Genomic DNA, 26,431 nt, shown 5'->3' on the forward strand with positions numbered 1-26,431 from the left:
CTCGCAGGCAGAGGCTTAGTTGAACCAATCGGGTTCGTAGTATCGATTGATCGAAGCGCTAGCGGAGATCTTAGCGACACTAGAACGTGACTAACAATCAGTGGGGGATAAGGAAAGCCCCCGCTGATTGAAGTTTCACTTTATCCCGGTCTGCGGAAGAGATGGAGAAAACACCTATGGAGGAGTCTGATGGAAAATAGCTCAATTATTGATATTGAACTTTGGAGACTAATATCAGCTTACCTATTTGTACTGCTTCTAATCTTAATCTTCAAGGTGAGAGGCATCGCTCGTCAAAAAATGCTGGCAATGGCTGCTTTCAGAATGACACTTCAGCTTGTGATTGCAGGCTATGTATTAACCTATCTATTTGAACTTTCCAATCCGTTCTTAACGTTAGGTGTGATCTGTATTATGGAAGGTTTTGCAATTTACACAATCTATAAACAGGCTGGAACCAGACTGTCAGTAAGTCTAAAAAAAACCATTGCGATTTCCATGATAACTGGTACAGCATTTTGTTTAATATATTTTAATTTTGTTGTTATTCATTTTGAGCCCTGGTATGATCCCCGCTACTTTATTCCAATTGCAGGCATGATAATTGGCAACTCCATGACAGGCATCACGCTGAGTGTAAAGGAGCTTCTGAATTCCTTTACCTCCCAAAGAGATATGATCGAGGGTGCCCTGATGCTTGGTGCTGAACCCAAAACTGCAGTTAAGCCATATGTTAATCATTCTTTTGATTCCGCTGTTCTGCCGACTATAAACAATATGCTTGGAATGGGCATCATTTTTTTGCCTGGTATGATGACCGGGCAGATATTATCGGGAGTAAGTCCGTTGCTTGCGATTGAATATCAGATTGTCATTCTGCTGGGGATTTTGGGCAGTGTAGGTTTATCTGTAATTTTATTTATCCTTCTATCTTATAAAAACTTTTTCAATCAGGATGCCCAATTTTTTCCTGAGGGGAAAAACTAGTGTATTCTTAGCCAAGCTCACAGCATTTCACCCTTCTTGCCCGCATATAATTGAGAAATTAATCAAAAAGGCGGGATAAACAGATGAACCTTGAAAAAGAAAAAGCATACAGAGTGAAAAGCTTATCTCAGGATATCCTCGAGCACCTAATGGAAGACAACACCACTTATCGTCATGAAGACTTGAAACATGTAATAGAAATGCTGGCACGATCAGTCTCAGATCTTGTTACACTCTATACGGAACGGGAAGGCGATCATGAAACCGCTCTTAAAGGGACAATTTCAAAAATGAGAATAGGCTATAATGTCCTTCAATACAAAGAAACATCGAAGCTGGTTAGAAAACAAGATAAGTATCAACAAACGCCATAGATTTTAAAAAAATAGAACTGAAATGATAAGTAGAAATCCTTGGCAAATGAAAGCGTTTTATTCAAAAAAATGTGAACAAACGTTAAAAATTAAGGGTTTTTCATTGTCTAAATGAATGTGAAATGCTATTCTTTTGTCTGAGATGTAAGTTGTCCGATGACTTAATTACAGCCCGGTAATCTTACCTGATTCTATGGAAGTGTTCGAAAAGCAGAGGAGCTTCGAGAAGAACTGATTGCTCTTTTTCTCAGCCTTTTTGAACAACTATATACATGAATAATACGGCATTGGAAAAAATAAAACAGCATATAGGACGGAATATAACGGTTTCATCCTGCTGCTGGTTTTGCTGAAAAAATTCCAGTTCCCGTTATTAAGTTCGTGAGGCAACGCCTTGCACATCTTAATTTATATTCAATAATACGAAGGAGATTGATCCCATATGGTACAAAAACAATTTAAAGTAACTGCAGAAACAGGAATTCACGCTCGTCCAGCTACAATGCTTGTACAAGCTGCAAGCAAATTTGACTCAGAAATTCACCTTGAATATAAAGAAAAGAAAGTAAACCTGAAATCAATCATGGGCGTTATGTCTTTAGGTGTTGGACAAGGTGCCGATATTACAATTATTGCTGAAGGCAGCGATGAACAGGATGCTCTTAACAGCCTTGAAGAAACATTGAAAAAAGAAGGATTGGCTGAATAATGAGCTTTTTAAATGGTATTGCGGCGTCAAGCGGTATTGCTATTGCCAAGGCTTACCGTTTGGTTGAGCCGGATCTCTCTTTTGATAAAGTGACAGTCGAAAATGCTGAACAGGAAGTGGAACGCTTTCAATCAGCTTTAGCTGAATCTAAAGGTGAATTGGAAGTTATCCGCGATAATGCCCATAAAGAGCTGGGTGCAGATAAAGCAGCTATTTTTGATGCTCATCTTCTAGTATTGAGTGATCCGGAATTAATTTCGCCAATTGAAGATAAAATCAAAACAGAAAATGTAAATGCTGAATCTGCTTTAAAAGAGACTGCGGATATGTTCATTACTATGTTTGAACAAATGGACAATGAATACATGAAAGAGCGTGCAGCGGATATCCGTGACGTAACGAAACGTGTACTTTCACATTTGCTCGGAGTACAAGTAGTGAATCCCAGCATGATTGCAGAAGAAGTTATCATTATAGCTGAAGACTTGACACCATCCGATACTGCTCAGTTAAATCGCCAGTTCGTTAAAGGATTTACAACTGACATTGGCGGAAGAACATCTCACTCTGCCATTATGGCCCGTTCGATGGAAATTCCAGCAGTAGTTGGAACAAAGGATTCTACAAAGCAAATAAATAATGGCGACATGGTTATCGTGGATGGATTAAAAGGTTTGGTACATATTAATCCGACCCCGGAGGCTATTGCTGAATACAAAGAAGAGCACCGAAAATTCGAGGAGCAAAAAGCTGAGTGGGCCAAGCTTGTCAATGAGAAATCAGTGACAGCAGATGGCCATCATGTTGAATTGGCTGCCAATATTGGTACTCCTAAAGACTTGAAGGGTGTAGTTGAAAATGGCGGAGAAGGCGTTGGCCTTTACCGTACGGAATTTTTATATATGGGTAGAGATCAGCTTCCAACAGAAGAGGAGCAGTTTGAATCCTATAAAGCTGTACTCGAAGGAATGAGCGGGAAACCGGTTGTAGTCCGCACACTGGATATCGGCGGGGATAAGGAGCTTCCTTATCTTAATCTTCCAAAGGAAATGAACCCATTCCTTGGCTTCCGTGCTATTCGCCTATGTCTGGAAGAACAGGATATGTTCAGGACGCAATTAAGGGCTTTATTAAGAGCAAGTACTTTTGGAAACCTGAAAATCATGTTCCCTATGATTGCCACTCTTGATGAATTCCGTCAGGGAAAAGCAATCCTTGAAGAAGAAAAACAGAAGCTTGTTAGCGAAGGCACACAAGTTGCCGATAACATTGAAATTGGAATTATGGTTGAAATTCCTTCAACCGCTGTTATGGCTGAGCAATTCGCTAAAGAAGTCGATTTCTTCAGTGTAGGCACAAATGATCTAATTCAGTACACTATGGCTGCAGACCGCATGAATGAGCGTGTTTCTTACCTTTACCAGCCGTATAACCCTGCGATTCTGCGTTTAGTTAAAATGGTAATTGACGCAGCGCATAAAGAAGGAAAATGGGCTGGCATGTGCGGTGAAATGGCTGGGGACGAAACGGCGATCCCGTTGCTGCTGGGATTAGGACTTGACGAGTTCTCGATGAGCGCTACTTCAATACTTAAAGCCCGTTCTCAAATCAGCCGTCTGAACAAAAAAGACATGGAAGCCCTGGCTGAAAAAGCGCTTCATATGAATACAGCTGAAGAAGTAGTCCAAGCTGTAAAAGAAACAGCTAAACTGTAATCAAACTGTAACATTTTGTGAGTTTTAAATATAATCACCCGGGTAAATTAGAAGTAAGCACTTAGGTCAGACTTAATTAAGCTGATCATTCTCATTTTCCCCCCTTTTTAAACCGGCCTTTAATGGCCGGTTTATTTTTTTCTTTTATGGTTCTCAGTCTTAAGGATGACTGAAATCACATCTTATGGTTGTTATCCAAAATAAGAAACTCTCCTATAATTAAGCTACAATAACAAAAAGGAGAGATGGAAAATGGTTACCATAATAATCAGCTTTCTCTTTCATGATCGATATAGATTTATTAAAGAAAAACAGCAGAACGACTTATATGAGAAACAAAGTGCATTTTTAAGCCGCGTTTTACACTGATGAAGCCTGATAATGGCTTCTTTTATTTATGCTCATTTCTGTTATTTCCAAGGATTCTAATTAAGTTTTATAATTGGGGTTTATTGTCAGACAGTAAAGGAAAAGGTAATGAAAAAGGAGGAATTCTTAATGAATAAAAGAATCATTAACCTGATGTTCACCGCACTATTGGCATTGCTTCTGTCAGGCTGCATGCAGGATACAGAGGATTCAATCGTCAATAGTCATGCTGAAGCCCTGCTGACTAAAAATAATGAGCTGCAGTTCCGGTTTAAAATTAATGAAAAAATTCTATCAGAAGAAGAATTATACAAAGTAAAAGTTTCCATACATAATGAAAAGCTGGCTGCTGCCTTGGGGACGAATGAGTTTGTTTATGGGGAGGACACTATTATTGATGGGGAATATATAGAAAGCAATAATGAAAAGGGGAACTATATTTTTATGAATCCCATTCCTCTTATACAGGATCTGCACGTTTTCGAAATAGAAAAAATGATTGTGCATGAAGATGCAGTTTCCGTCGAAATTATAAATGAGGATGAAGTGGTAGCGAGAGCATTCTTAAACAACTTTTCATCCCAGCTTTAAAGGGTGTTTTATTTTAACTCTATTTGGGTATTATAAATTACGCGCATAAAATTGGGGATGGACCAGGTATTTGCCTGGTCTTTTGTCGTTTTGGCGATCCTAATATTTTTATTCAAACAAAAATAATGGTAGTATTAATGTAAAAAATTCAGAAATTTCAAGGGAGTGGGTACCATGATTTCACCTGAAAATACAGTTATCGGGTTTGTAGGAACAGGGGTTATGGGCAAGAGCATGGCGGGACACCTGTTGAAAGCCGGCTATCCGTTAGTCGTGTATACACGAACCAAAGAGAAAGCCTCTGAACTGATAGAGCATGGCGCAGAGTGGGCTGAGACTCCTGCAGCAGTTGCAAAGAAAGCAAATGTTATTATTACCATTGTTGGTTATCCCGCAGATGTAGAGGAAGTGTATCTCGGGGCAAATGGCATTATCACAAATGGCAGAGACAATACATATGTAATTGACATGACAACTTCGACACCAACATTAGCCAAAAGGATATATGAAGAAGCACGCAAAAACCGCATATATGCAATAGATGCCCCTGTTTCAGGTGGAGATATCGGCGCAAGAGATGCAAAGCTTTCAATAATGGCAGGAGGAGACAGGGACGCATTTCTGGCTGTAGAACCGATTTTCAATCTCCTCGGAACGAATATCGTTTATCAAGGGAATGCGGGAGCCGGACAGCATACGAAAATGTGCAATCAAATTGCGATAGCATCCAATATGATCGGGGTGTGTGAAGCGGTTGTTTATGCTGAAAAAGCAGGTTTGGACCCAAAAACAGTTCTTCAAAGCATAACATCTGGAGCAGCAGGAAGCTGGTCTTTATCCAATCTGGCACCCAGAATGATTGAGGGGAACTTTGAACCGGGCTTTTATATTAAACATTTCATAAAAGACATGAATATTGCCATAAATGAAGCTGAAGCAATGGGGATGATGACTCCGGGACTCTCGCTCGCAAGGAAAATGTATGCTGAGCTTGTTGAAAACGGAGAAGAAAACAGCGGTACACAGGCATTATATAAATATTGGGAAAAGTAATAAGCCCCATTTTATGAATAAACCCTCTTTTTTCACTTCAAACTAATAAAGAAAGTGAAAAGGGGGTTAGACAGGTGGCTAAAAGAAACAAAAAAAATGATCCTCAGCAGAAGAACAAAAAAGGTTTCGATTCTGCTGCTATTGATTCTGAATTCTCTCATGAATTTGGAAGTGCTGATACAAATAAAATTCAGAAGGATAAAGCTAAAAAGGAAAAAGCTTCAAAAAACAATGGGGAATATCAGGGGCAATAGTTGCAAAAAGGCAGGCTGGAGCTTGCCTTTTTGCTTTTTTAATGGATTATACGAAAAAAAAGCGCCATCTCTTTAAACAGGGATTGGCGCTTAGATATTTATATTTTAATGCATTCCAGATACTTTTCGATCCGGTTAAGCCCTTCCATTAATGTGTCCATGGAATAGGCAAAAGATATTCGGAAATAGCCTTCCCCATATGAGGAAAATGCACTGCCGGGAACTACTGCAACTCCTGCCTCTTCAACAAGTGAAAGGGCAAATTCAAAGGAGTTCATGGAACCATCAGGAATTTTTATAAAAAAATAAAAAGCGCCATCAGGTTTGACTACATCCAGATTCATTTGTACTAATCGCTCATAAACATAGTCACGGCGCTTGGCATATTCCTGTCTCATTGGCAGGGCGTCGTCGATCCCTGCTGTCAGCGCTTCAAGGGCAGCCATTTGGGAGACAGATGCTGCACAAGTCACATTATACTGATGAACCTTCAAGATATGCTTGGCCAGATTTTCCGGTGCGAATAATAGCCCAATGCGCCAGCCTGTCATGGAATGGGATTTGGATAAACCATTAATGACGACAGTTTGATCCCGTAAAAGGGAAGCGATTGAGTGGTGGGGTTGATCATAGATCAGTTCGCTGTAAATTTCATCAGCAAGGATAAAGATATCTTTGCCCTTAACAAGAGCAGCAATTTGCTCAAGTTCCTCCAGCGTCAGGCTGACACCTGTCGGATTCGATGGGTATGGAAGAACAATGCACCTTGTTTTTTCACTCATATGTTCCGCGATTAAATCTGCCGTAAATCGGAACTTGTTTTTCGAAATATCACTATGTACCGGAATTGCACCGCAAAGTTTTATGATTGGCTCATATCCTGGATAAACAGGACCAGGCAGGATAACTTCCGATCCTTCGTCCAAAATTGTCCGGAAGGCAATATCAATTGCTTCACTCGCTCCAGATGTCACAATGACTTCAGATTCAGGGTTATATGTAAGGTTATATTTTGTTTTTACAAAGGAAGCTGCAGCTTCACGCAATCGAATATCGCCCGCATTGTGTGTGTAGGAGGTAAAGTTTTCGTCGATTGCCTGTTTTGCTGCTTCTTTAACATGCAGCGGCGTAGGGAAGTCAGGCTGTCCAATTGTAAGAGAAATCATATCTTTGGTGCCGGCAACCATATTGAAAAACCTTCTGATTCCGGAAATTTCTATGTCCTTCACTCTTTGGTTGATTAAATGTTCCAATGTATTCACCTCGCATCATCATACTGTTTATTCTAACACTTTGGCACAGCGGCAAACAGCAAAAAATAAAACAGGCCCTGAGTTCTATTCAGAGCCTGCAATAATATAATTAGTATCCGTAATCCCAATCAACTTCATCTTCATGCCATAAAACCGGGGATACAGCACCAAAGTCGATTACTTTATTTTCTATATGACAATGGCAATGTTTATCGCCGCATTGATCTTTCATTTCCTCAAACACAGAATGCTCCACATTTTCCAGAATCGTAACTTTATTTTCATCATGGTAAAGGATTGCTGTACCTTTCATGCCTGATTGCACCTCTTTTTTTATTTATGTAAAACCTTACTTTCTGCTTTACAGATTTATTTTATGCCTTACGTAAAAGGGTGTCTACAGTGTTAGAAGAGTGTTCACAGAATAGTCAAGATGAAAACGTTTTAAAAAAATAAATGAAAAAATAAATCAGTGTAAGATTTTACAAATAGTTGAATATAATTCATTTAGAGATTAACATTAGTAGATAGTGGAAACTATACTCTTAGTTTATAAGTTTCCTGCTTAATTAATTTAAGGAGGTTTTTAAGTGGAGACATCTTTAGAGAAGCAGCCTTATGAAAGCACAAAGGAATATGGCGGATTCTGGCTCAGATTTGCGGCCTATTTAATTGATTCTATTATTGTTGGAATCCCGCTTACCATTCTAAGCATCGTTATTTTTATGATCTTCTTTGGCACTTCTGACGCTTTTAACACGATGATAAGCGATCCATCTTATATGGAAGCAGAAATGTCCGATGCAGAAGCTCTTGCATTCATGGGGTCATATTTTGGTGCACTGGGAGTAACTTTTATTGTCAATCTTGTCATTGCTGTTGCCTATTTTGCAGGCCTGCATGCATCCGCATGGCAGGGTACTGTAGGGAAAAAGCTGCTTGGATTAAAAGTTACTGACTTAAATGGTAATCGCATTTCCTTCTGGAGAGCGCTTGGAAGATATTTGGCCATGGGGATCTTATCTGGAATTTTCCTTATCGGCTACATCATTGCTGCCTTTACAGAAAAAAAACAGGCACTGCACGATTTAATCGCAGGCACAGTTGTAGTAAAAAAATAATTCAAAAAAAAGCTGTATGGCCTAGCTGCTATACAGCTTTTTAAGGATCAGCACTAAAAAGGATTTATTGCTTGCATGCAGAATATATTTTTAGAAAGGGAGGATGAAAATGCAAAAGAAGGATATTATTACTCACTATGAATCTTTTTCAGTGTGGCTGGAGTCTATAAAAGAGCTTGACCAAAAAACCTGGCTAAAGCCTGTTAAAGCCGGAAAATGGCCGGTTGCCGCAGTAGTTGCCCATCTGTTATTTTGGGATAGATATTCCCTTGAAAAGCGTTTCCCATTTTTTAAAGAGGGCGCAGAGCTTGAGAGCTATCCTGACTTTCAGTATGTGAATGATGCTGCAGCAGAATATGCTCAAAAGCATACCCAACTGGAAATAATTGAAGAACTATTATCAGTCAGAAAAAAGTTCCTTCATTTACTTGAGGGAATGACTGAAGAAAATCTGGATACAGCATTTACAATAGGCAGTAATTCCTTAACTGTGCGTGATTATTTTGCTGATTTTATTGGACATGACATTCACCATAAAAAGCAAATTATCCAGGCTGCCGGCATCAGGGTTTAAAATGCGGTAACAGACTCACTGTTTTTTACATGAAGGAGCTGATGGCATGGAAATAGAAAAAACGGAGCTCAAGAAGCCGGGGAAATTTAATTCCCTGCGCCTGTATATGACCCTGCCGATTGTATCATGGGCACTATATGATTTTGCGAATACCATCTTTTCATCCAATATAAATACAATATTCTTTCCATTTTACCTGCAGGAAGTAATAGGGGAGAATGAAGTTTTAAATCAGATTGCAAGTACGTTTATATCTTATTCTAATGCATTGGCAAGCTTTTTTCTTGTCCTGTTTTCACCCTTGTTCGGAGTTATGATAGACAGGACAGGAAGAAAAAAGAAATATATAGTGATTTTCACGCTAATTACTGTCATGGCAACGATATTGATGGGTGTTTTTGCATCCAGCCAGATTAGCGGGAAAATATTCGGGCTGCCTGTTTACCTTGCACTTGTTATTTTTTGTTTTATAATTGCAAAGTTTTTTTTCCATTCCAGTCTGGTGTTTTACGATGCAATGATTTCCGACTTGGGAACAAAGCAGGATATTCCCCTGATATCAGGTTTTGGAGTGGCTGTCGGCTATATTGGAACCCTTGTTGGCCTGACTGTTTATTTATATGTAGGTGATGATGGTTTTCACAAATCTTTCATACCAACGGCTATCCTATTTCTGGTGTTTTCATTGCCGCTGTTTTTCTTTGTAAAAGATAAGCCTTATCAGCCAAAAGAAAAACAAACATTTTTATCCGGCTATAAGGAAGTTTGGCAGACTTTCAAAGAAATGAAACATTATAAATCAATTTTCACTTTCATGATTGCTTATTTTTTCTTAAATGATGCAATTGCTACCACGATTGCGATGATGGCCGTTTATGCAAAAACAATTGTCGGCTTTACTACTGGAAAATTCATTTTGTTATATCTGGTTTCCACGGTGTCCAGTATAATTGGTTCTTTTGTATTTGGCTATATAACCAAGGCGAAAGGGGCAAATAAAGCGGTTAAGTATGTTGGAATCCTTCTTCTTGTTGCATTGGCAATTGCGGTTGGAGCTGTCAATGAAGCCATGTTCTGGATTGCAGGCAGCATGTTTGGCGTTGCCCTCGGTTCCATGTGGGTAACCACAAGGACGTATATTGTGGAATTAACCCCTGAAAATAAAAGAGGACAGTTTTTTGGATTGTTTGCATTTTCAGGAAAAGTATCATCCATTATTGGTCCGCTCATTTACGGAAGCATTACCCTGATCTTCGCAAGCTATGGAAACATGGCGAGCAGAATGGCTTTAGGCTCATTAATGATTTTGACCATAATCGGACTGCTCGTTCATTCAAAAATAAAAGACGAAAGCATTCCTGAATAACCGTACATCTTGTATAGCATCCCAGAGCAGGCCTCTCCAGGCTTGCTTTTTATTGTTTTAGCATTAAAGACTACTGATGCATAATGGGGACTTATGATTTAAAAAATAGAAAATTTAATAAGAAATTTTACCCATTCATGGTATATTAATAAAGAAAAAGAATCATATGGCAAGTGCTCTGCTATAGAAGACTTAATTTGAAGCACCGAATTTAGATATATAGGCAGATGAAAAAGGAAGGGCGAAAAAAAGTGGATCAGAAAAAAGGCATTTTACTTGAAAGCGGAACGAATGAACTCGAAATTGTTGAATTTTCGATAGGCAGGAATAAATTTGGCATTAATGTGATTAAAGTGAAGGAAATTATAAACCCTGTACAGGTCACTCCTGTCCCTCATTCTCATAGAAATATTGAAGGAATCATTGAATTGAGGGGTGAGGTGCTTCCTGTAGTGGATGTAGCTTCTTCATTGAATATGGCTACATCGGAAACTCCCCAGCAGGATAAGTTTATTGTTACAGAGTTTAATCAGCAGAAAATTGTTTTTCATGTTCATAATGTTTCCAAGATTCACCGTATTTCCTGGAACCAAATTGAAAAACCATCTGAAATGTACCAGGGACAGGAAAGCCAGATTATCGGAATCATAAAGCTTGGTGAAGAAATGGTCCTGCTGCTTGATTTTGAAAAAATGGTCACTGAAATTAATCCTGATTCAGGGATCAGCATCCAGAAGGTGCAAAAACTTGGAAAGCGTGAAAGATCTGATAAGAAGCTGATTATTGCAGAGGATTCTCCATTATTAAGAAAGCTTTTGAACGATACATTAAATGAAGCGGGTTTTTCCCGGATTGAATTTTTTGAGAACGGCAATGAGGCTTATGAATATCTGCATTCTTTAGCAGAATCCGGACGGAATGTCACTGATGAAGTACAGCTCATGATCACGGATATCGAAATGCCGCAAATGGACGGGCACCACCTCACAAAGAAAGTGAAAGATCACCCGTTGCTTGCAGAAATCCCGGTAATTATTTTTTCTTCATTGATTACCGAAGATCTTCGCCATAAAGGACAAATGGTTGGGGCAGATGCACAGGTGAGCAAGCCGGAAATTGCTGAATTAGTGCTATTAATTGATCAGCATGCGTTATAAGGCACAACAAGAAAAGCTGGAGTTTTTCATTCCAGCTTTTTGGTACTTTGCTAAATGTCTAGCTCCAGGGCCTACCCCCTTTGAGGTGTCGGGGGTGAACAGGCGCTTCCGCTTTTCTTAATTAAAAGTAACTTTCTCCTAATTTCTTAAATACTGGCTTTTGATAGCGCTGTTTTTTTTCATTCAGCGGGCTATTTAGCTCTTTTAGTCCTGTATATGACATTAGCAATTTTTTCGCTGCGTTAAGTGATAAGGAGGACTTAGGATTTCGGACGAAGGAGTCCAGCTTGCCCAAATGGGGAAGCTCGGAAAAATCCTCTTTAGAGGGCGGGAGATGGAAAGAGTAGTTCCCGCACTTTACAAGAACATCTGATTGCTGCTGGCTATTTTTAGGATTGCCGGAATAGTGCAGGCCTGCTTTTTGGGCTTTACCTTCTTTGATCAGCTTGTGCAGGGCATCGTGCTTTAATTTATACAAAAATTTAGGACTAGGTGCTGTCTTTGCATGGCGGTTAACGGTGAAGATGGCTTGAGAGAGGTTTTCAACCGTTGGCTGCAGAGGGGGATATTGTTTCTTATCAGAATTCAATTTCCAATCTCCTTTCATATTTTAAAGGGATATAATTATATTATACCCCTTTTAGTCAATAAAACCAACTTAGGATAGGGTTTATATAAGAAAAGCTTATCCATCCAGCTGCTTTCCGTTTATGGACTGGAAGGATCCTGATTTTTTCCATATAACTGTGAGCATGGTGAAGCCTAATAATGTCGTTGCCATGCCTGCGCCAATCATAACAAAAGAGACACCCAGCTGTTTGGCAAGAAGAGCTCCGGCTGCAGGTGCTATAAGCATGGAAAAAGTCTGCAGGGACATGGCGGCAGCAGATACTCTGCCCATCATTTGCTTCGGTGTTTCAGATTGAAGAACATAGCCGTAGGGGACAGATTCTCCCGCCCCTAAGAGGCCTAAAAGACATGCACCGATTATCCAGGCCAATTGTGGTAAATTAAGAAAACCTAATCCTCCAAGCCCAACTGCTGCTATAAAAATGCCGCTCAATATGGCTGAAGAACTCATTAAATGGATGGGTTTCCGATTCCACCCTGTCCATTGGCCCAGCAAAAGTGAACCCGCAACACTTCCTGCTCCCACTGCACTTATCAGCAAACCAAAATTCCCCTCATTAAATCCAATCTCCTTTGCAATAAAAACAAATAACCCATCATAAAGGAAAATAATAAAAAACGCTGCAGAAGAAAGAATAATCGAGATCTTTAAAAGGGGAGTATGAAGAATATGTTTGATGCCTTCGGAAAAATCTTTCCAAAATTCCCCTTTGGCTGTGTGGCCGCCAGCCATTTTTTTATCTGACGCTTCAAATGACTTTAAGCTGGGAAGAAACAGCAGGAAGATAACAGCTATAAAGAATCCTGCTGCTTCAAACAGAAAAGGACTTTTGGGTCCAAAAACAGCTATAATCCCTCCTCCTAATGCAGGCCCCGCAATTTTCATCGTGTTGACTGAAAGCTGGCTCAGAGTTACTGCTTCAGGCAGCATGCTTTCAGGTACAATCATTCGGATGGCACTCTGCCTTGCAGGATCATAAAGTGCTGATACGGTTCCCTTTAAAAACACAAATAATAGCAGAATGTATAGGTTAGGAGCGTAAAATAAACCTGCTACAAAGACTATTCTTAAAAGGAGGCATACAATCATAACTGCTTTCTTGGGCATTCTGTCTACAAACACACTTGCAAATGGGCCAATGATGACCCAGGGAAGACCGAGAACTATTATTACAGAGGCAATTGCGGTTTCATCCAGACCCCAGTGATAAGCGACAATAACCTGCAAAGCAATTAAATCCAGCCAGTTCCCCAAGTCTGAAAATAACTGGGCGCCAAAAAGTGCGCGAAAGGACTTTAGCTTGAGCGGTTTAAAAATACCTGATTTCGCTGTCAATTCCCTTCATCCCTTCCAATGGCCATCCTTCTCCTGTTCAGAAGCTTTTCTGTATTGCCATGAGGATCCTGGCCATCTGGTAAATTATCTTTTTGCAGTGTTTCGATTGATTCATCAATCCATTTAATTTCTGTTTCCAGCTTCATTTCTGCATATCGGATCGAGAGAGTGCCAAGCTTGGTGATATAGGAATATCCATTTCTTGGCCACTCTTTTACGAATTTAAGAATATCTGAAGCTTCTTCTTTTCTTTTTAATAAGTGGCTGATTAACACTTCATTATCCATATCTTCATGCCAGGTTGACATTTTCATTAGCAGTTCGTCTTTAATAACGGGGAAAGAAGGAGGAGTCTTCAGCCAATTCTCAAACTCTTTCCAGCCTTTAGCAGTGAGCTCATACATTTTTTTCTTTCTTCCTTCATCTTCTTGTTCTATTGCATAGATAAAACCTTCTTCCTCAAGCTTTTTTAATTTCGGGTATATGCTTCCATAGCTCATTCCCCAATATAGGCCAGCAGCTTTGTGTTCAAATTCTGATTTAATATTATATCCTGTGCTGGGCCAAAAGCTTAGTACAGCAAGGATGGTATGTTCTATAGACAAAAATAAAACTCCTTTCAATGTATCGATACGATATATCAATATGATATATCACTATGATATGTCGTGTTGGCAAATAAATCAACAAAAATAAAAAACTTTCGCAATTTTTTGCGAAAGTTTTATAAAGGGACGATCGTCTCTATGGTTGTATTATTACCTTTGTGCCATTTGGTACTATGCGTGCCAATTGGAGGACATCCTGGTTATACATTCGTATACAACCTTTGGAAACAGATTGGCCAATTGAGGAAGGGTTGTTGGTTCCGTGAATTCCGTAGCCGTACTTTGACAGAGAAAGCCACATAACCCCATATGGACCCCCGGGGTCAGGTTCTCTGTTCACAATTACAAACTCTCCAATTGGCGTCTGAGACAGCATTTTTCCGACCGCAATGGGATAGACTTTTTGTACGGCACCGTTAGATAAAAGAGTTAAGTTTTTTTTGCTTCTTGAAACTATGATTGTATATGGTATGGAATCAGGTTCAGGCAATCCTGGTATCACTATTCGCTGGCCGGGATAAATCAGTCCTGGATTTACAATGGCAGGATTTGCCGCCAAAAGCTCGCTTAAAGGGCGGCGGTAATTTTGAGCAATGACTGACATTGTCTCACCGGGCTTTACTATATGGTAAATAGCATCCACCTCTTTCTGAAAAGGTTTATTTAAATATATGCATGGAAAAATCATCTTGTATCTTATTATTTAAATTTGTCCTGAATGCAGCAAAAAAAGGAAAGCTGCAATGATTAACTTTCCCTTTAGATGCTGCTGTCTGATTGCAGGGTAAACACCGTCAGTTCAGGTCTGGATAAAAAGCGGAATGGCAGACGGGTTGTCCCAAGCCCTCTGTTTACATAAAGAGTTAATGGATTTTGACTGCCAATTTCATAGAAGCCTTCATAGTATCTTTCAGCATGTGGTGGTTTAACTAAGGCTCCAAAGAACGGCAGTTTTATTTGGCCGCCATGACTATGACCGCTCAATTGCAGATTTATGCTGAAGGCTGAGGCTGCATCTGCTAAATCCGGTGCGTGGGACAATAAAATATTATATGATCCATCGTCCATATTTTCGCTGGCAAGCTTTATGTCCGGCCTTCCGAGCATGGCATCGTCAATGCCTATAATCCCGATGCTGCTTCCGGAAAATTCGAGTTTGCGATTTTCATTCATTAAAAGAATAAAGCCTGATTCTTCCATAATGGACTTATAGATATCTGAACCATAGCCCCCGTGGTCATGATTCCCATAAATAGCAAACCTGCCGAGAGGTGCCTGAATTCTTTTCAGGAGTGGTGCTATTTGGTCTGCCTTTTGATATTTATTAGGTTCATCCATCAGGTCACCTGTAAAGAAAACAATATCAGGCTTCAGGCTGTTTATCTTTTCAATCAATTCTTCCAGCTGTTTCAGGTCATAATGAAATCCTAAATGGGTGTCGCTGAATTGGATGATTTTTTTATTATTAAACGCTTGGGGAATTGCGCTGTCAGAAATTTTGCAGTTTGTGATTTCCATGAGCCGGGGCTCAATATCCCGTGCATAATAATAGCCGCCTGCACTAATTCCAAACACAGCAGCAAAAAAGCCGAGAGTTCTTTTTAAAAAAGATCTTCTGGACACTTTTTCCGGCATTGGGCATACCAACCTATCTTTTAATAATTTTTTCTGGAGTCAGCATGAGAATAGAGATATCGCCTTCAGTATCTTTAATACTATCAAACTATCCTATTAAAAAGAAGAATTAACTATGCTTGTTTTTTTATCCTTCATTCTCCTTAAATTAATTTATTTATTTGTAAATAATAATTCGAAAATTCTATAATTAATGGTAAAATGTAAATGAATGATCATTCATTTTTGAGAGGGGAAATAGGATGAAGAACAAAACAGTCATTGTTACTGGCGGTTCAAGCGGCATGGGGAAGTTTATGGCAAAGAGGTTTGCAGAAGCCGGTGCCAATGTGGTGATAACAGGAAGAAACCCGGAACGCCTGGAGGCAGCAAAAGCTGAAATTGAAACAACCAATGGACAAGTTTTGACCATTCAAATGGATGTCCGTGAGATTGAACATGTTAAACATATGCTTCATGAAACGCTGCGTACATTTGGGCAAGTTGATTTCCTCGTTAATAATGCAGCAGGAAATTTTATATGCCCTGCAGAGCAGCTGAGTGCAAATGGATGGAATTCTGTTATTAATATTGTCCTGAATGGAACCTTTTATTGTTCAAGCGAAATTGGTAAATACTGGATTAAAAAGGGGATTAAGGGAAGCATAATCAATATGGTGGCTACATATGCATGGGACGCCGGAGCAGGGGTCATACACTCGGCTGCAGCAAAAGCAGGAGTATTATCCATGACAAGAACATTGGCTGTCGAATGGGGAAGAAAATATGGTATCAGGGTAAATGCTATAGCTCCAGGTCCAATTGAAAGGACTGGGGGGGCTGACAGGCTGTGGGAATCGGAGGAAGCTGCAAAAAGGACACTTCAAAGTGTACCGCTTGGCAGGCTTGGAAAGCCGGAGGAAATTGCCGAATTGGCCTTCTTCCTTTTCTCGGAGCATGCAGGTTATATTAATGGGGAGTGCATCACAATGGATGGCGGCCAGTGGCTGAAACAGTTTCCGTTTTAATGCTTATAAAAGCCGGCTGATTTGTTTTCAGCCGGCTGGCATATTCTATTGATAGCTTACAGCTCTCGACTGCAATGCTTTCCATGATGAAATAAATCGTTCTTTTGAAACTTTCACCTGTTTTTTCCCTGAGAGGGGGTCGTTTAGAAAAACAAACTGATCATCATACCCTACCAATACGACTGCATGAAGATCTAATGGAGTTTTAATGGTTTTGCCGGAGTGCATCCAGGATTCCCAGCGGTCAGGAAGCCTATAATCTCCTGTCGTCCAGACGACAGCAGGATATCCTTTGGAAACATGCATGAGAACTGCATTAAAATCCCTGCCGGTTAAATTAACGGCTCTTCCTGGCAGGTATTTATTCACCAATTCTTCAATTGGTTTATCGAAAACTGCGTATCCGGCATTTCTCCCTGTCATATCTCCCACAAATCCTTCTGCAGGATTACCCCATTTTAAAATATCACCTTTTGCGCGAATCAGCGGATCATTATCTTTTTTTACTGCATTGTACAAATCCATTTTCCCGACTTGGACACCTGCATGCTGCAGAACCATTGTCAGGCTGGTTACTTCACATCCATACTTCAGTTCGGGATTTTGTCTGATTAGTGGAACATCAATCATGACAGATCGTTTTTTAACACCCGTAGTGGCTTCCGCATTTCGGGCTGTTATTTTCTGCTGGTCCTTATTTGCGTTGATTGGTATTTGGGCAGTCAGCTCTCTTGAATCCATGCCAGTCTCTTGTACAGGACTGGCCGGTTCTGAATGTCCACAGCCAAGCAAAGGAATAAGAAGGGATATAAATAGGAAGTTCCTCATGAAATACCCTCTTTCTCTTGATGTCCTGATATTAGCTTGTGGAGTATAACACTGCAATATGATGCAAAGCTTTTGCCAAACAATCATTTTTCATCTAGAAGTGGAAGCTATATTTTGAATAGTAAAAGTTTTAAACGAATATGGTATAATAACTCATTAATCGCAGTTTCACTTTATATACATAGGGAGGCTAGGACATGGATGCATTGGATATCCTTACAGATTTGGATAATGTATTTCCCTATTTCCAGCCAATATTCAGTGCAGATGAGCATCGTGTCATTGGTTATGAGGTATTAGGCCGATATAAAGGGTCTGATGGGGTTATCAGTCTGGGGCCATTCTTCCAGGATGAGAATATTCCTGAAGAGTTCCGAATTGAGGTTGATTATGAAATATTAAAAAAGGCTTTAGGCATGGCGCAGCATCTAGAGAAAGATATTCTGATTTTTATAAATAGAGATGCTGACCTGCTCATGTATAATGATGGGGAACAATTTTTAAATACCCTTCAGGAATATGAAAAAAAGGGCATAAGCCTTGACCGGATTGTACTGGAAATTACCGAAGGGAACTACAAAGGCGATATTGACCACCTGGATCATCTTTTAAATTATTACAGGACCTACGGAATCAAGTTAGCAATAGATAAACTTGGAAATGAAAGCAGTCATCTCGATCGAATCGGACAATTGGCTCCTGACATTTTAAAGGTGGATCTGGAGTCCATGAAATCCAATGCATCTGCTTATAATTTTAATGATATCCTTTATTCCTTATCCATGCTTGCCAGGAAAATTGGAGCTAGCCTGCTTTTTGAAAATATTGAAATGGTTTACCAGCTTCAATATGCCTGGAAAAATGGAGGCCGTTACTATCAGGGATATTATTTGCAAAAACCTGCAGAAAATTTTCCGGACAGAGATATTTTAAAGGAAAAGTTACGAAACGAATTCCATAGGTTTATTGTGCATGAAAAGAAAAAATTGGAGTCATTGTATCAGGTTACACTTGAGTTCAATGAAAAGCTGATTGATTATGTAAATAAAAATAAAAAAATTACTGTATATGAAGAAACCTTGGAGCAGATCGCCCTTCTTTTGGACGGGGCTGCTTTTCGCCTGTATATCTGCGATGAAGACGGATTTCAGAAATCTGCGAATTACTTCAAAAGGGATGGAGGATGGCTAACCCAAAAGGACTATCTTCATAAAAATTGGAGCTGGCGTCCGTATTTCCTTGAAAATATAATGAAAATGCGAATAAATAAAAAAGGGATCCTCTCTGATTTATATACCGATATTGAGACAGGTGAAACCATAAGGACTTTTTCCTTCCCTCTTAATGCCAGTGATTACTTATTTGTGGATTTATCGTATGAATATTTATATGAGCATGATGGGTTATTATAAACATTAGATTTTAAGTATAAACACTCATGGTTTGAGGAATTGTAAGTGTAGAACTTTCCTCAAGGAGAGATTAACCATGAGCATGTACACATTGATCATACTACTGATCGGACTTGGGATACTTGTATATTCCTTAGTTTACACTTTGTTTATTGGAAAAGAACGAAAGGCAGTAAAGGGCGATATCGATTCAGAACTGCCGGATAATGTTCAAAAGCATGCATATATTAGAAATCCTATTTTTTTAACTTATGCCATTTGCTTTGGAATCCTACTTGTCATGATTATTTATTTTGCACTTACTTGGACTTGGTGAAGCCCCTCCACTGGAGGGGTTTTTTTATGTGAAAAAAATGGAATTGATCAATTTACAATATTTACATCCAAATTACTTTGGGGCTTTTCTATCTGCTGCGTTAATTCTTTGTCAATACGGGTAGATTCTTAACAAGAAAAGAATTTTTCTGTCAAAACGCACAAGAATTTGGAGAACGAAAGCAAGTATCAGGAAATTTATTTGCTGGTAAAATTGAAGGTACAAACTTAGTGATCGATAAAGAAAGGGAGAGTGGAATGTACAAGCACCTAACAGGAATTATTATCACAATTGCAGTCATGATCGCAGCGATTCCTTCTCATACTTATGCGGAGGGAAATACTAATAAAGAAGAGGTATACGAATTCCTGCAGAATGCTTTTCAAGCCCAGGTTGAGCTTAGCGGGGAAGAGCGAAGCATGAATGAAGTGGAAGAATTGCTTGACCCATATTTTTTTGAAGAAGCTAAAAATCAGTTTCTGAAAGAAAATCTTATTTCAGAAAAAGGCAAATACTTTACCCTTGGAGGAGATGCAGCCGCATACTACATTCCATTTTTCACGTATTCAGATAATACAAAAGTTGTTGAAGAAAACGGTAAAGTATATGTGTATGAATATTTTCAGGAAAACCATGAAGGACCTGTGGGCTATGAGAGTCATTATGAGGGAATCTTGCTGGAAGAACGAGGCGGGAATATGAAAGTCGCCAAATTCCTGGGTGAAAATATTCCCGGGAAAATAATAAACAAAGGTGAGGACGGGCAAGAAGCGGCCAAGCAAACCTCTTTTAAAACTCCTGATACAAATTGGCTAAATAAGCCTTCCTATCAATTAGGATTCCTGTTAAATCCATTTGATGCCATGTTTCGGTCAGGAAGCATGCTTTTAACAGATAATCAAAGTATAATTGGTTTATTTGAACAGCAGGATCTGAACGGACAGCTGGCAGCCAATTAAAAGAGCTTAAAAGCTTAACGGGCTTTTAAGCTCTTTTTTTATTCTTTTCCCAGAGCTGATTTAAGTTTTTCCAGGTCAAATCCCCTAATGACGGTGTCCCCGATAACCACAGTTGGGGTGGAAAAGGAGCCGAACTGCTTTGTCAGCTCTTTATTTGCAGCGGCATCTTTTTTTATGTCTTTAATTGTATAGGCATATCCATTCTCATTCAAAAACATCTTTGTGATTTCACAGGGCGGACAATCCGGCTGTGTATATAAAACAATCTCTTCCAATGTTTGTATCCTCCCTGTCTTTTGTTACTCTATCATAAAGCAGGATCATCCAGCAGGCAATCAGTTTGCTTTATGCAGGTAATCAATCAATCCCATCGAACAGACAGCGATGTCTATAGAAAGAATTTCGTATACAGGATGGTCAGATGGGACGCCTTTGCCATCAAGATAAGTTTTAACTTTCTCTTCGAGGATGGCTTGTGCTGCGTGTGTCTGTTGATTTATAGAACCGCCTCCTGATACCGAAGCTTCACCAGCATTCGTGAAAATCTTAAGCCAGTCCTTTATTTGCCTGTAGACTTCTTTAGGGTTTGAGCTCATGCCGTAATGGCCAAAGAAAATAAATTCAAGGTCCATTTTTTCGTACATGTCAATGGATTCGAGCATTTTGACTGGACTGAATTGGTTTGGTGAAGTCGAGGGCAGATACAATTCAATCCCAAGCTCTTTCAACTGCGGATAAAATACACCGGCAGTATCTCCCGTAAACATTCCATTTAAGGCAGGGTGAAAGATACTGAAGTGGTGATTGGCGTGTCCGGGCGAATGATAAAATTTCAGAGTGCAAATTGGGCCTATTTCAAGCTCTTCCTCATGTTCTTTAGTGATAATCTTCTCCTCTGGAACAGGCAATATTGGATTAAACAGTCCATCGAATTGATCACCATAAACGGCTTTTGCACCGGCAATCAAGCGTGAAGGGTCTGCTAAGTGCCTGGCACCTTTCGGGTGGACTATTACCTTTGCGTTTGGACAATGGGTTAATAATACGCCTGTGCCGCCGGCATGATCAAGATGAATATGTGTCAGGATGATATAATCAACTTCCTCCGGTGTAAAGTGAAGCTGGCTGAGTCCTTCCAAAATGTAGGGGATTGAGGGACTGGCAGAGGTTTCAATCAAAGTCAGCTTTTGTTCTGTTAAAACATAGGTACCGGTACGTTTTTCCAATGAAAGGTCATAATCGTCAATTAAATATAGGTTTTCGGCCAATTTTTCAGGTTTTGCCAAAAAAAATCACGTCCTTTATAAAGCTTTTGCTTGTACAAACACCTTACAATATTTTATTCTGTTAATATTGGTATGTAAAGCATCGAGCTTGAATATTCTGAATTTATTTCTTTAGGATAGAAACATGCCAAAAGAGAAACCTAAATGTGAATTCTGGGTTTTGTTTTGGAAAGGAGAGAGAGCATGTCACAGCTTCAAGGTATATTAACACGCTTAAAAAGCTTACAGGAACAAGCAACAGGCGGAGAGCCAATGCAAAGATTTTTCGAGGTGAATGGTGAAAGAAAATGCCAGGTAACTTTTCATCCGAAAAATGAAACATTTGAGCTGGAAGTATATAACGATAAAGAAAAGCCAAAAAGATATCAATTCGACAACATTGATATGATCACAATCGAAATTTTCGATTTGATTCAATAATTCACCACATACATAAGGGGCCTCTTGGCCTCTTTTCTTATATGTACTTTTATAATAAATCAATTGCCAGAGGTGTGAAATGTATTACCTGCTCATGATTATGCTGTTTTTTACTGTTCTGCTTTTGCTTGCAGATTTAATTAATACAAAAAGAGAAGTAATACGGATCAGGAAAACTCTTGAAGAAATGAAAGAAATTTTAAAAGACAATAAAGGCTCGAAAAATTAGGTATTGAGAACAATAAGCAGTATATGATCTAAATTGAGGTGAAGCAGAATGATGCCAACTGTAAAATGTCCGGGCTGCAGGGCAGAAAAAGAAATTGATGCTGTATTAACTGCACAATCAAATCAAAATGTTATTTTTCACTGTCCTGACTGCGGCTATGAAGTTAAAGACATTCAAACCAGTAAAGGATAATAGGCGCAAAATGCCGAAGACTGTGATAAAATGGTTAAGAAGTATAACTAATTTTTGAGGAGTTTTCGGTGATGATCAGTCTTCATAGCGAGGAATTTTTAGAATTTAACATTAGTGATTTCATGATTCCTTCTGAACGGGTAGCACATGTGCAGGTTGGCAATAGCCTTGAGCATGCCCTCTTAGTACTAACGAAAAGCGGATATACAGCAATTCCTGTACTGGACCCTCAATATAAGCTGCAGGGCTTAATCAGCACACCCATTATTATGGATTCCATTCTTGGTCTCGAGCGGATTGAGTTTGAGCAGCTGGAGAAAAAAAGGGTTGAAGAGGCTATGAACGCAAATATCCCAAGGCTTGATGCTGAATCTTCTATCCAGCAATCGATCGCGCTATTAGTTGACCATCCATTTATTTGTGTTGAAAACAAGGAAGGCTATTTTGAGGGAATACTTACCCGCAGAACAGTATTGGATCAACTAAACAAACATATCAGACGATTAAATAAACAATAAAAATCAGCTCCCCGCAGTGGGAGCTTGCTTTATTTTCAATGATGAGTATTCAGACCGGTTTATGGCCGTTATTTTCGGATTTATTCATGGAGGGGAAATACTTGAGCCAAACTTTACATAAAAAAATGCCTCAAGGTAAGAGGAAAGTGACAAAAAAGCCTTTTGTGCTGGCTTCAGTAATGCTTGCCATGTTTATGGGGGCCATTGAGGCGACCATAGTATCAACCGCGATGCCTGCCATTGTCGGGGATTTAGGCGGATTTGCTTTATATAGCTGGGTGTTTTCAGCATATCTGTTAATGAATGCTGTGACTGTTTTGATTTACGGCAAGCTTTCTGACTTATTTGGGCGGAAGCCCGTTTTAACGTTCGGGATTATCATCTTTTTAATTGGTTCCATTTTATGCGGTTTTGCGGAATCAATGACTGCACTGATCATTTTCAGGTTAATCCAGGGTTTTGGTGCCGGAGCCGTCATGCCGATTGCAACAACCATTGTCGGAGATATTTATACAAAAGAGGAAAGGGCACAGGTGCAGGGTTATTTATCAAGCGTTTGGGGAGTTTCAGCTATCATGGGCCCGGCAATAGGCGGACTGCTGGTTGAATTCGTCAGCTGGCGGTATGTTTTTTGGGTTAATATTCCGCTTGGCATCATGGCTATTGCAGGTTTGTGGCTTTTCCTCCATGAAAATGTGGAAAGGAAAAAACACCAGATCGATTATGCCGGAGCTGTGCTATTAACTGTTTCCATTTCATCTCTCATGTTTGTGCTTGTGGAGGGAGGAACAAATTGGGCATGGAATTCCATTGAAGCCATCAGCCTATTATCGGTCAGTGTAATTGCCTTTATTTTATTTATCCTGCAGGAACAAAAAGCTGCAGAACCAATGATGCCTTTTAATATATGGAAGGAGAAGCCGATATTAATTGCCAATTTGGCTTCCTTGACCACTGGTGTCATGCTTATAGGGATTTCAAGTTTTCTGCCTGCATTTGTACAGGGTGTCATGGAAAGATCTCCGATAGTAGCCGGCTTTACACTTACCACGATGTCTATTGGATGGCCGATTGCTTCTGCAGCGGCAGGCAAGCTGCTTTTAAAAATTGGTTTTAGAAGTACATCTGTCATAGGCGGAGTGTTTTTGATAGCGGGGAGTATTATGTTTGTTACCCTCACTCCCGAAGCGGGACCCGTATGGGCAGCAGCGGGGAGCTTTCTGGTCGGGGCAGGCATGGGCTTAACCACTACAGCTTTTATTGTATCCATTCAGAGTACAGTGGAATGGAATCAAAGGGGTATTGCCACTGCTGCCAATATGTTTATGAGAAATCTGGGCAACACCATAGGAGCAGCCTTGCTTGGCGGAATTTTAAACAGTCAGATCAAATCATATATACAGAAGAATGGTGAAGGCATAGACGCCAGCTTATCGTTAGATTCAGCAAATGTATTATTAAATGAAGATGCGAGAAACAGCATGGATGCGGGAATAAAGGAAATTCTGCAGAATGGCCTTACCGTTTCACTTCATTCGGTGTATTATGCAGTACTCTTATTTGCCGTGATAAGCTTCTTATTGGTCATTGCACTGCCAAAACATGAAAAGGAAATCGCCGATTAGGCGCATGTAAATCTCTGCATTTATCGTGCAGAGATTTTTTATGCTTCACTCCTGGAACTTTGTCTCCAAACCATCATCGATGATAAAGAAATTTAAAAGTAATTAAGATATACTATAAGAAAAAGTTATGAAGGGAAGATGTTTATGTCTTCACTTACAGAATTTCATCTTTTATCGGTGCTGGCACAGGAAATGAATATGAGAAAAGCGGCTGAGCGTTTATTTGTATCGCAGCCGGCGCTTTCGCAGCGCCTTGTGAATATTGAAAAGGAATGGGGGAACAAGCTATTCCTCCGCTCCCAAAAGGGACTGTCTCTGACACCGGCAGGAGAAATTGTTATTCAATTCGTAAATGAAGTTCTGGCCAAAGAAGAAAAAGTGAGGGAGTCAATTAATGCCCTCAATTCGGAGGTTCATGGAACGTTAAAAATTGCAGTTGCTTCAATTGTCGGACAGAATTGGCTGCCACAGGTCCTTAAAAAGTTTGTCAGCCGCTATCCCCAGGCGAAAATTTCTCTGATCACCGGCTGGAGCAGTGAAATATTAAAATCTCTTTATGATGATCAGGTTCATATTGGAATTATCAGAGGGACTCCGGATTGGAAAGGGATTAAAATCCCTTTATTTAAGGACAGTCTTTATCTGGTTGACACAGAAATTACAAGACCGGAGCAGGTTCTTGAAACAGACCGGCCATTTATTCAATTTAAGAGTGATTCAAACTATTATCAGGAAATTCAGGACTGGTGGCTGCGGCAGTTCAAAACTTCTCCAAAAAGGACAATAGTAGTTGACCAAATTGAAACATGCAAGCAAATGACTTTCAATGGAATAGGGTACGCCATTCTCCCGGCCATTACGCTGAATGGTGCAGAGAAAAATATTTTCAAGATTCCGCTGCTTGATGAAAATAATTTGCCAATTAAGCGTGATACGTGGCTCCTGGGGTACGAATCTGCCTTTCAGCTCAAGCAGGTGCAGGCATTTGTTGAGTTAATAAAGGAGCATATTGAAGAAGAAAGACAATGATCTTCCGTTTTCTTATCCCTAGTTATTTTTCTTGTTTTCAGCGCTTTTGTTTGTTAAAGTAATCCTAGTTGTAATGTTATACATAGAGGAGGATTTTTATTATGAAAATGATGGATGCAAATGAGATTATTTCTTTTATCCAGAACAGCACAAAATCCACACCTGTAAAGGTTTATATTAAAGGTGAATTAGAAGGAATCGACTTCGGAGCCTCTGCAAAGGCCTTTATAAACGGCAGCACCGGGGTTGTGTTTGGTGAATGGTCTGAAATTAGCCAGGCAATTGAAGCAAACCAGTCAAAAATTGAAGATTACGTGATTGAAAATGACCGCAGAAACTCAGCGATTCCATTGCTTGATATGAAAAATATTAAAGCGCGCATTGAGCCGGGTGCCATCATCCGTGACCAGGTAGAAATCGGCGATAACGCTGTAATCATGATGGGTGCTTCCATTAATATCGGATCAGTGATTGGTGAAGGCACAATGATTGACATGAATGTTGTCCTTGGCGGAAGAGCTACAGTCGGCAAGAACTGTCATATTGGAGCAGGAACTGTATTGGCCGGCGTTATTGAGCCTCCTTCAGCAAAACCAGTCGTTGTAGAAGATGATGTAGTTATCGGAGCCAATGCGGTTGTACTCGAAGGAGTAACCGTCGGTAAGGGAGCTGTAGTTGCTGCAGGTGCTATTGTCATTGATGATGTGCCGCCATATACAGTGGTTGCAGGTACACCAGCTCGTGTGATTAAAGAGATTGATGAAAAAACTAAGTCCAAAACAGAAATTAAGCAAGAACTTCGCCAATTATAATAGTTTAAAAAGCGTGGATCTCGATCCGCGCTTTTTCTAAAGGGTTAATTTATGATTGCTATTGTG

32 protein-coding genes are annotated in these 26,431 nt (G+C 39.7%); 22 read left to right on the forward strand and 10 right to left on the reverse strand.

What is annotated here, in order from left to right; translation table 11 throughout:
* The first annotated feature begins 189 nt into the window (after positions 1-189).
* The 7 genes from CHI10_RS09385 to CHI10_RS09415 all read left to right on the forward strand — a co-directional run bounded on the left by CHI10_RS09385 (position 190) and on the right by CHI10_RS09415 (position 6,052).
* Positions 190-987, forward strand: coding sequence for an ABC transporter permease (locus CHI10_RS09385; RefSeq protein ID WP_095244044.1), 798 nt, complete (start codon positions 190-192; stop codon positions 985-987).
* A gap of 83 nt (positions 988-1,070) precedes the next feature.
* A complete protein-coding gene (locus tag CHI10_RS09390) occupies positions 1,071-1,361 on the forward strand; it encodes an HU family DNA-binding protein (RefSeq protein WP_095244045.1) in 291 nt (96 codons plus the stop codon).
* A gap of 442 nt (positions 1,362-1,803) precedes the next feature.
* On the forward strand, positions 1,804-2,070 hold the full coding sequence (locus CHI10_RS09395; protein ID WP_035328512.1) for a phosphocarrier protein HPr: 267 nt from the start codon (positions 1,804-1,806) through the stop codon (positions 2,068-2,070).
* Positions 2,070-3,785: a phosphoenolpyruvate--protein phosphotransferase gene (gene ptsP / locus CHI10_RS09400; RefSeq protein WP_095244046.1), complete on the forward strand. Its 1,716-nt coding sequence runs from the start codon at positions 2,070-2,072 to the stop codon at positions 3,783-3,785. The genes CHI10_RS09395 and ptsP overlap by 1 nt, the downstream gene beginning before the upstream one ends.
* 498 nt (positions 3,786-4,283) lie before the next feature.
* Positions 4,284-4,745 (forward strand): hypothetical protein, encoded by a 462-nt coding sequence (locus CHI10_RS09405; RefSeq protein WP_095244047.1) that lies wholly within the window; start codon positions 4,284-4,286, stop codon positions 4,743-4,745.
* Between the two features lie 174 nt (positions 4,746-4,919).
* Entirely contained in the window at positions 4,920-5,798 is an 879-nt protein-coding gene (locus CHI10_RS09410) for an NAD(P)-dependent oxidoreductase (protein ID WP_095244048.1), read from the forward strand.
* Positions 5,799-5,872: 74 nt separating this feature from the next.
* Positions 5,873-6,052, forward strand: a complete 180-nt coding sequence (locus CHI10_RS09415) for a hypothetical protein (RefSeq protein WP_048010668.1) — start codon at positions 5,873-5,875, stop codon at positions 6,050-6,052.
* 98 nt (positions 6,053-6,150) lie between these two features.
* On the opposite strand, the gene CHI10_RS09420 is transcribed toward CHI10_RS09415, so the two are convergent.
* Both CHI10_RS09420 and CHI10_RS09425 read right to left on the reverse strand, forming a co-directional pair.
* Positions 6,151-7,305 (reverse strand): aminotransferase A, encoded by a 1,155-nt coding sequence (locus CHI10_RS09420; protein WP_095244049.1) that lies wholly within the window; start codon positions 7,303-7,305, stop codon positions 6,151-6,153.
* 109 nt (positions 7,306-7,414) lie between these two features.
* On the reverse strand, positions 7,415-7,618 hold the full coding sequence (locus tag CHI10_RS09425) for a hypothetical protein (protein WP_035328525.1): 204 nt from the start codon (positions 7,616-7,618) through the stop codon (positions 7,415-7,417).
* Positions 7,619-7,895: 277 nt separating this feature from the next.
* On the opposite strand from CHI10_RS09425, the gene CHI10_RS09430 reads away from it, so the two are divergent.
* From CHI10_RS09430 to CHI10_RS09445, 4 genes are all read left to right on the forward strand, one after another.
* Entirely contained in the window at positions 7,896-8,426 is a 531-nt protein-coding gene (locus CHI10_RS09430; RefSeq protein ID WP_095244050.1) for an RDD family protein, read from the forward strand.
* 109 nt (positions 8,427-8,535) lie between these two features.
* Positions 8,536-9,000 (forward strand): DinB family protein, encoded by a 465-nt coding sequence (locus tag CHI10_RS09435; protein ID WP_286137281.1) that lies wholly within the window; start codon positions 8,536-8,538, stop codon positions 8,998-9,000.
* A 46-nt stretch (positions 9,001-9,046) separates the two neighbouring features.
* The gene (locus CHI10_RS09440) at positions 9,047-10,366 is read left to right on the forward strand and encodes an MFS transporter (protein WP_095244052.1); all 1,320 of its coding nucleotides are present in this window, start codon (positions 9,047-9,049) and stop codon (positions 10,364-10,366) included.
* Between the two features lie 251 nt (positions 10,367-10,617).
* Entirely contained in the window at positions 10,618-11,523 is a 906-nt protein-coding gene (locus CHI10_RS09445; RefSeq protein WP_095244053.1) for a chemotaxis protein, read from the forward strand.
* A 121-nt stretch (positions 11,524-11,644) separates the two neighbouring features.
* Here CHI10_RS09445 and CHI10_RS09450 read toward each other — a convergent pair whose 3' ends face one another.
* The 5 genes from CHI10_RS09450 to CHI10_RS09470 all read right to left on the reverse strand — a co-directional run bounded on the left by CHI10_RS09450 (position 11,645) and on the right by CHI10_RS09470 (position 15,732).
* Positions 11,645-12,112, reverse strand: coding sequence for a YkyB family protein (locus tag CHI10_RS09450; RefSeq protein ID WP_095244054.1), 468 nt, complete (start codon positions 12,110-12,112; stop codon positions 11,645-11,647).
* A gap of 96 nt (positions 12,113-12,208) precedes the next feature.
* A complete protein-coding gene (locus tag CHI10_RS09455) occupies positions 12,209-13,489 on the reverse strand; it encodes an MFS transporter (RefSeq protein WP_095244055.1) in 1,281 nt (426 codons plus the stop codon).
* Positions 13,486-14,094, reverse strand: coding sequence for a PadR family transcriptional regulator (locus CHI10_RS09460; protein ID WP_095244056.1), 609 nt, complete (start codon positions 14,092-14,094; stop codon positions 13,486-13,488). Before CHI10_RS09460 ends, CHI10_RS09455 begins: the two co-directional genes overlap by 4 nt.
* A gap of 139 nt (positions 14,095-14,233) precedes the next feature.
* A complete protein-coding gene (locus tag CHI10_RS09465; protein WP_095244088.1) occupies positions 14,234-14,731 on the reverse strand; it encodes a L,D-transpeptidase family protein in 498 nt (165 codons plus the stop codon).
* Positions 14,732-14,856: 125 nt separating this feature from the next.
* Positions 14,857-15,732: a metallophosphoesterase gene (locus tag CHI10_RS09470; protein ID WP_095244057.1), complete on the reverse strand. Its 876-nt coding sequence runs from the start codon at positions 15,730-15,732 to the stop codon at positions 14,857-14,859.
* 242 nt (positions 15,733-15,974) lie between these two features.
* Between CHI10_RS09470 and fadH the strand changes: the two genes are divergently transcribed.
* Positions 15,975-16,739, forward strand: coding sequence for a 2,4-dienoyl-CoA reductase (gene fadH / locus CHI10_RS09475; protein ID WP_095244058.1), 765 nt, complete (start codon positions 15,975-15,977; stop codon positions 16,737-16,739).
* Between the two features lie 45 nt (positions 16,740-16,784).
* Here the strand turns inward: fadH and CHI10_RS09480 are convergent, their stop codons facing one another.
* The gene (locus CHI10_RS09480) at positions 16,785-17,567 is read right to left on the reverse strand and encodes a C39 family peptidase (protein ID WP_095244059.1); all 783 of its coding nucleotides are present in this window, start codon (positions 17,565-17,567) and stop codon (positions 16,785-16,787) included.
* Positions 17,568-17,764: 197 nt separating this feature from the next.
* On the opposite strand from CHI10_RS09480, the gene CHI10_RS09485 reads away from it, so the two are divergent.
* The 3 genes from CHI10_RS09485 (at position 17,765) to CHI10_RS09495 (ending at position 20,254) form a co-directional block, all read left to right on the forward strand.
* Positions 17,765-18,979 carry an EAL domain-containing protein gene (locus tag CHI10_RS09485; protein WP_095244060.1) on the forward strand — a complete coding sequence of 405 codons (1,215 nt, stop codon included), beginning with the start codon at positions 17,765-17,767 and terminating at the stop codon, positions 18,977-18,979.
* Positions 18,980-19,055: 76 nt separating this feature from the next.
* On the forward strand, positions 19,056-19,295 hold the full coding sequence (locus CHI10_RS09490) for a hypothetical protein (RefSeq protein ID WP_095244061.1): 240 nt from the start codon (positions 19,056-19,058) through the stop codon (positions 19,293-19,295).
* A gap of 257 nt (positions 19,296-19,552) precedes the next feature.
* Positions 19,553-20,254: a DUF3993 domain-containing protein gene (locus tag CHI10_RS09495; protein WP_095244062.1), complete on the forward strand. Its 702-nt coding sequence runs from the start codon at positions 19,553-19,555 to the stop codon at positions 20,252-20,254.
* A 38-nt stretch (positions 20,255-20,292) separates the two neighbouring features.
* Here the strand turns inward: CHI10_RS09495 and CHI10_RS09500 are convergent, their stop codons facing one another.
* Positions 20,293-20,529: a glutaredoxin family protein gene (locus CHI10_RS09500; protein WP_095244063.1), complete on the reverse strand. Its 237-nt coding sequence runs from the start codon at positions 20,527-20,529 to the stop codon at positions 20,293-20,295.
* Positions 20,530-20,589: 60 nt separating this feature from the next.
* A complete protein-coding gene (locus CHI10_RS09505) occupies positions 20,590-21,540 on the reverse strand; it encodes an MBL fold metallo-hydrolase (protein ID WP_095244064.1) in 951 nt (316 codons plus the stop codon).
* A gap of 183 nt (positions 21,541-21,723) precedes the next feature.
* On the opposite strand from CHI10_RS09505, the gene CHI10_RS09510 reads away from it, so the two are divergent.
* From CHI10_RS09510 to dapD, 7 genes are all read left to right on the forward strand, one after another.
* Complete coding sequence (locus CHI10_RS09510) at positions 21,724-21,960, forward strand: YkuJ family protein (protein ID WP_035328567.1); 237 nt, start codon at positions 21,724-21,726, stop codon at positions 21,958-21,960.
* A gap of 79 nt (positions 21,961-22,039) precedes the next feature.
* Entirely contained in the window at positions 22,040-22,189 is a 150-nt protein-coding gene (locus tag CHI10_RS22300; RefSeq protein ID WP_179288990.1) for a hypothetical protein, read from the forward strand.
* 48 nt (positions 22,190-22,237) lie between these two features.
* Positions 22,238-22,381: a hypothetical protein gene (locus CHI10_RS22305; RefSeq protein ID WP_095244065.1), complete on the forward strand. Its 144-nt coding sequence runs from the start codon at positions 22,238-22,240 to the stop codon at positions 22,379-22,381.
* A 71-nt stretch (positions 22,382-22,452) separates the two neighbouring features.
* Positions 22,453-22,899, forward strand: coding sequence for a cyclic-di-AMP-binding protein CbpB (gene cbpB, locus CHI10_RS09520; RefSeq protein WP_095244066.1), 447 nt, complete (start codon positions 22,453-22,455; stop codon positions 22,897-22,899).
* 125 nt (positions 22,900-23,024) lie between these two features.
* On the forward strand, positions 23,025-24,524 hold the full coding sequence (locus CHI10_RS09525) for an MDR family MFS transporter (RefSeq protein ID WP_095244089.1): 1,500 nt from the start codon (positions 23,025-23,027) through the stop codon (positions 24,522-24,524).
* A 144-nt stretch (positions 24,525-24,668) separates the two neighbouring features.
* The gene (locus CHI10_RS09530; protein ID WP_095244067.1) at positions 24,669-25,553 is read left to right on the forward strand and encodes a transcriptional regulator CcpC; all 885 of its coding nucleotides are present in this window, start codon (positions 24,669-24,671) and stop codon (positions 25,551-25,553) included.
* 101 nt (positions 25,554-25,654) lie between these two features.
* The gene (gene dapD / locus CHI10_RS09535) at positions 25,655-26,365 is read left to right on the forward strand and encodes a 2,3,4,5-tetrahydropyridine-2,6-dicarboxylate N-acetyltransferase (protein WP_095244068.1); all 711 of its coding nucleotides are present in this window, start codon (positions 25,655-25,657) and stop codon (positions 26,363-26,365) included.
* Positions 26,366-26,431: the final 66 nt, after the last annotated feature.

This window comes from Bacillus sp. 7894-2, assembly GCF_002272225.1.
GTDB lineage: Bacteria > Bacillota > Bacilli > Bacillales > Cytobacillaceae > Cytobacillus.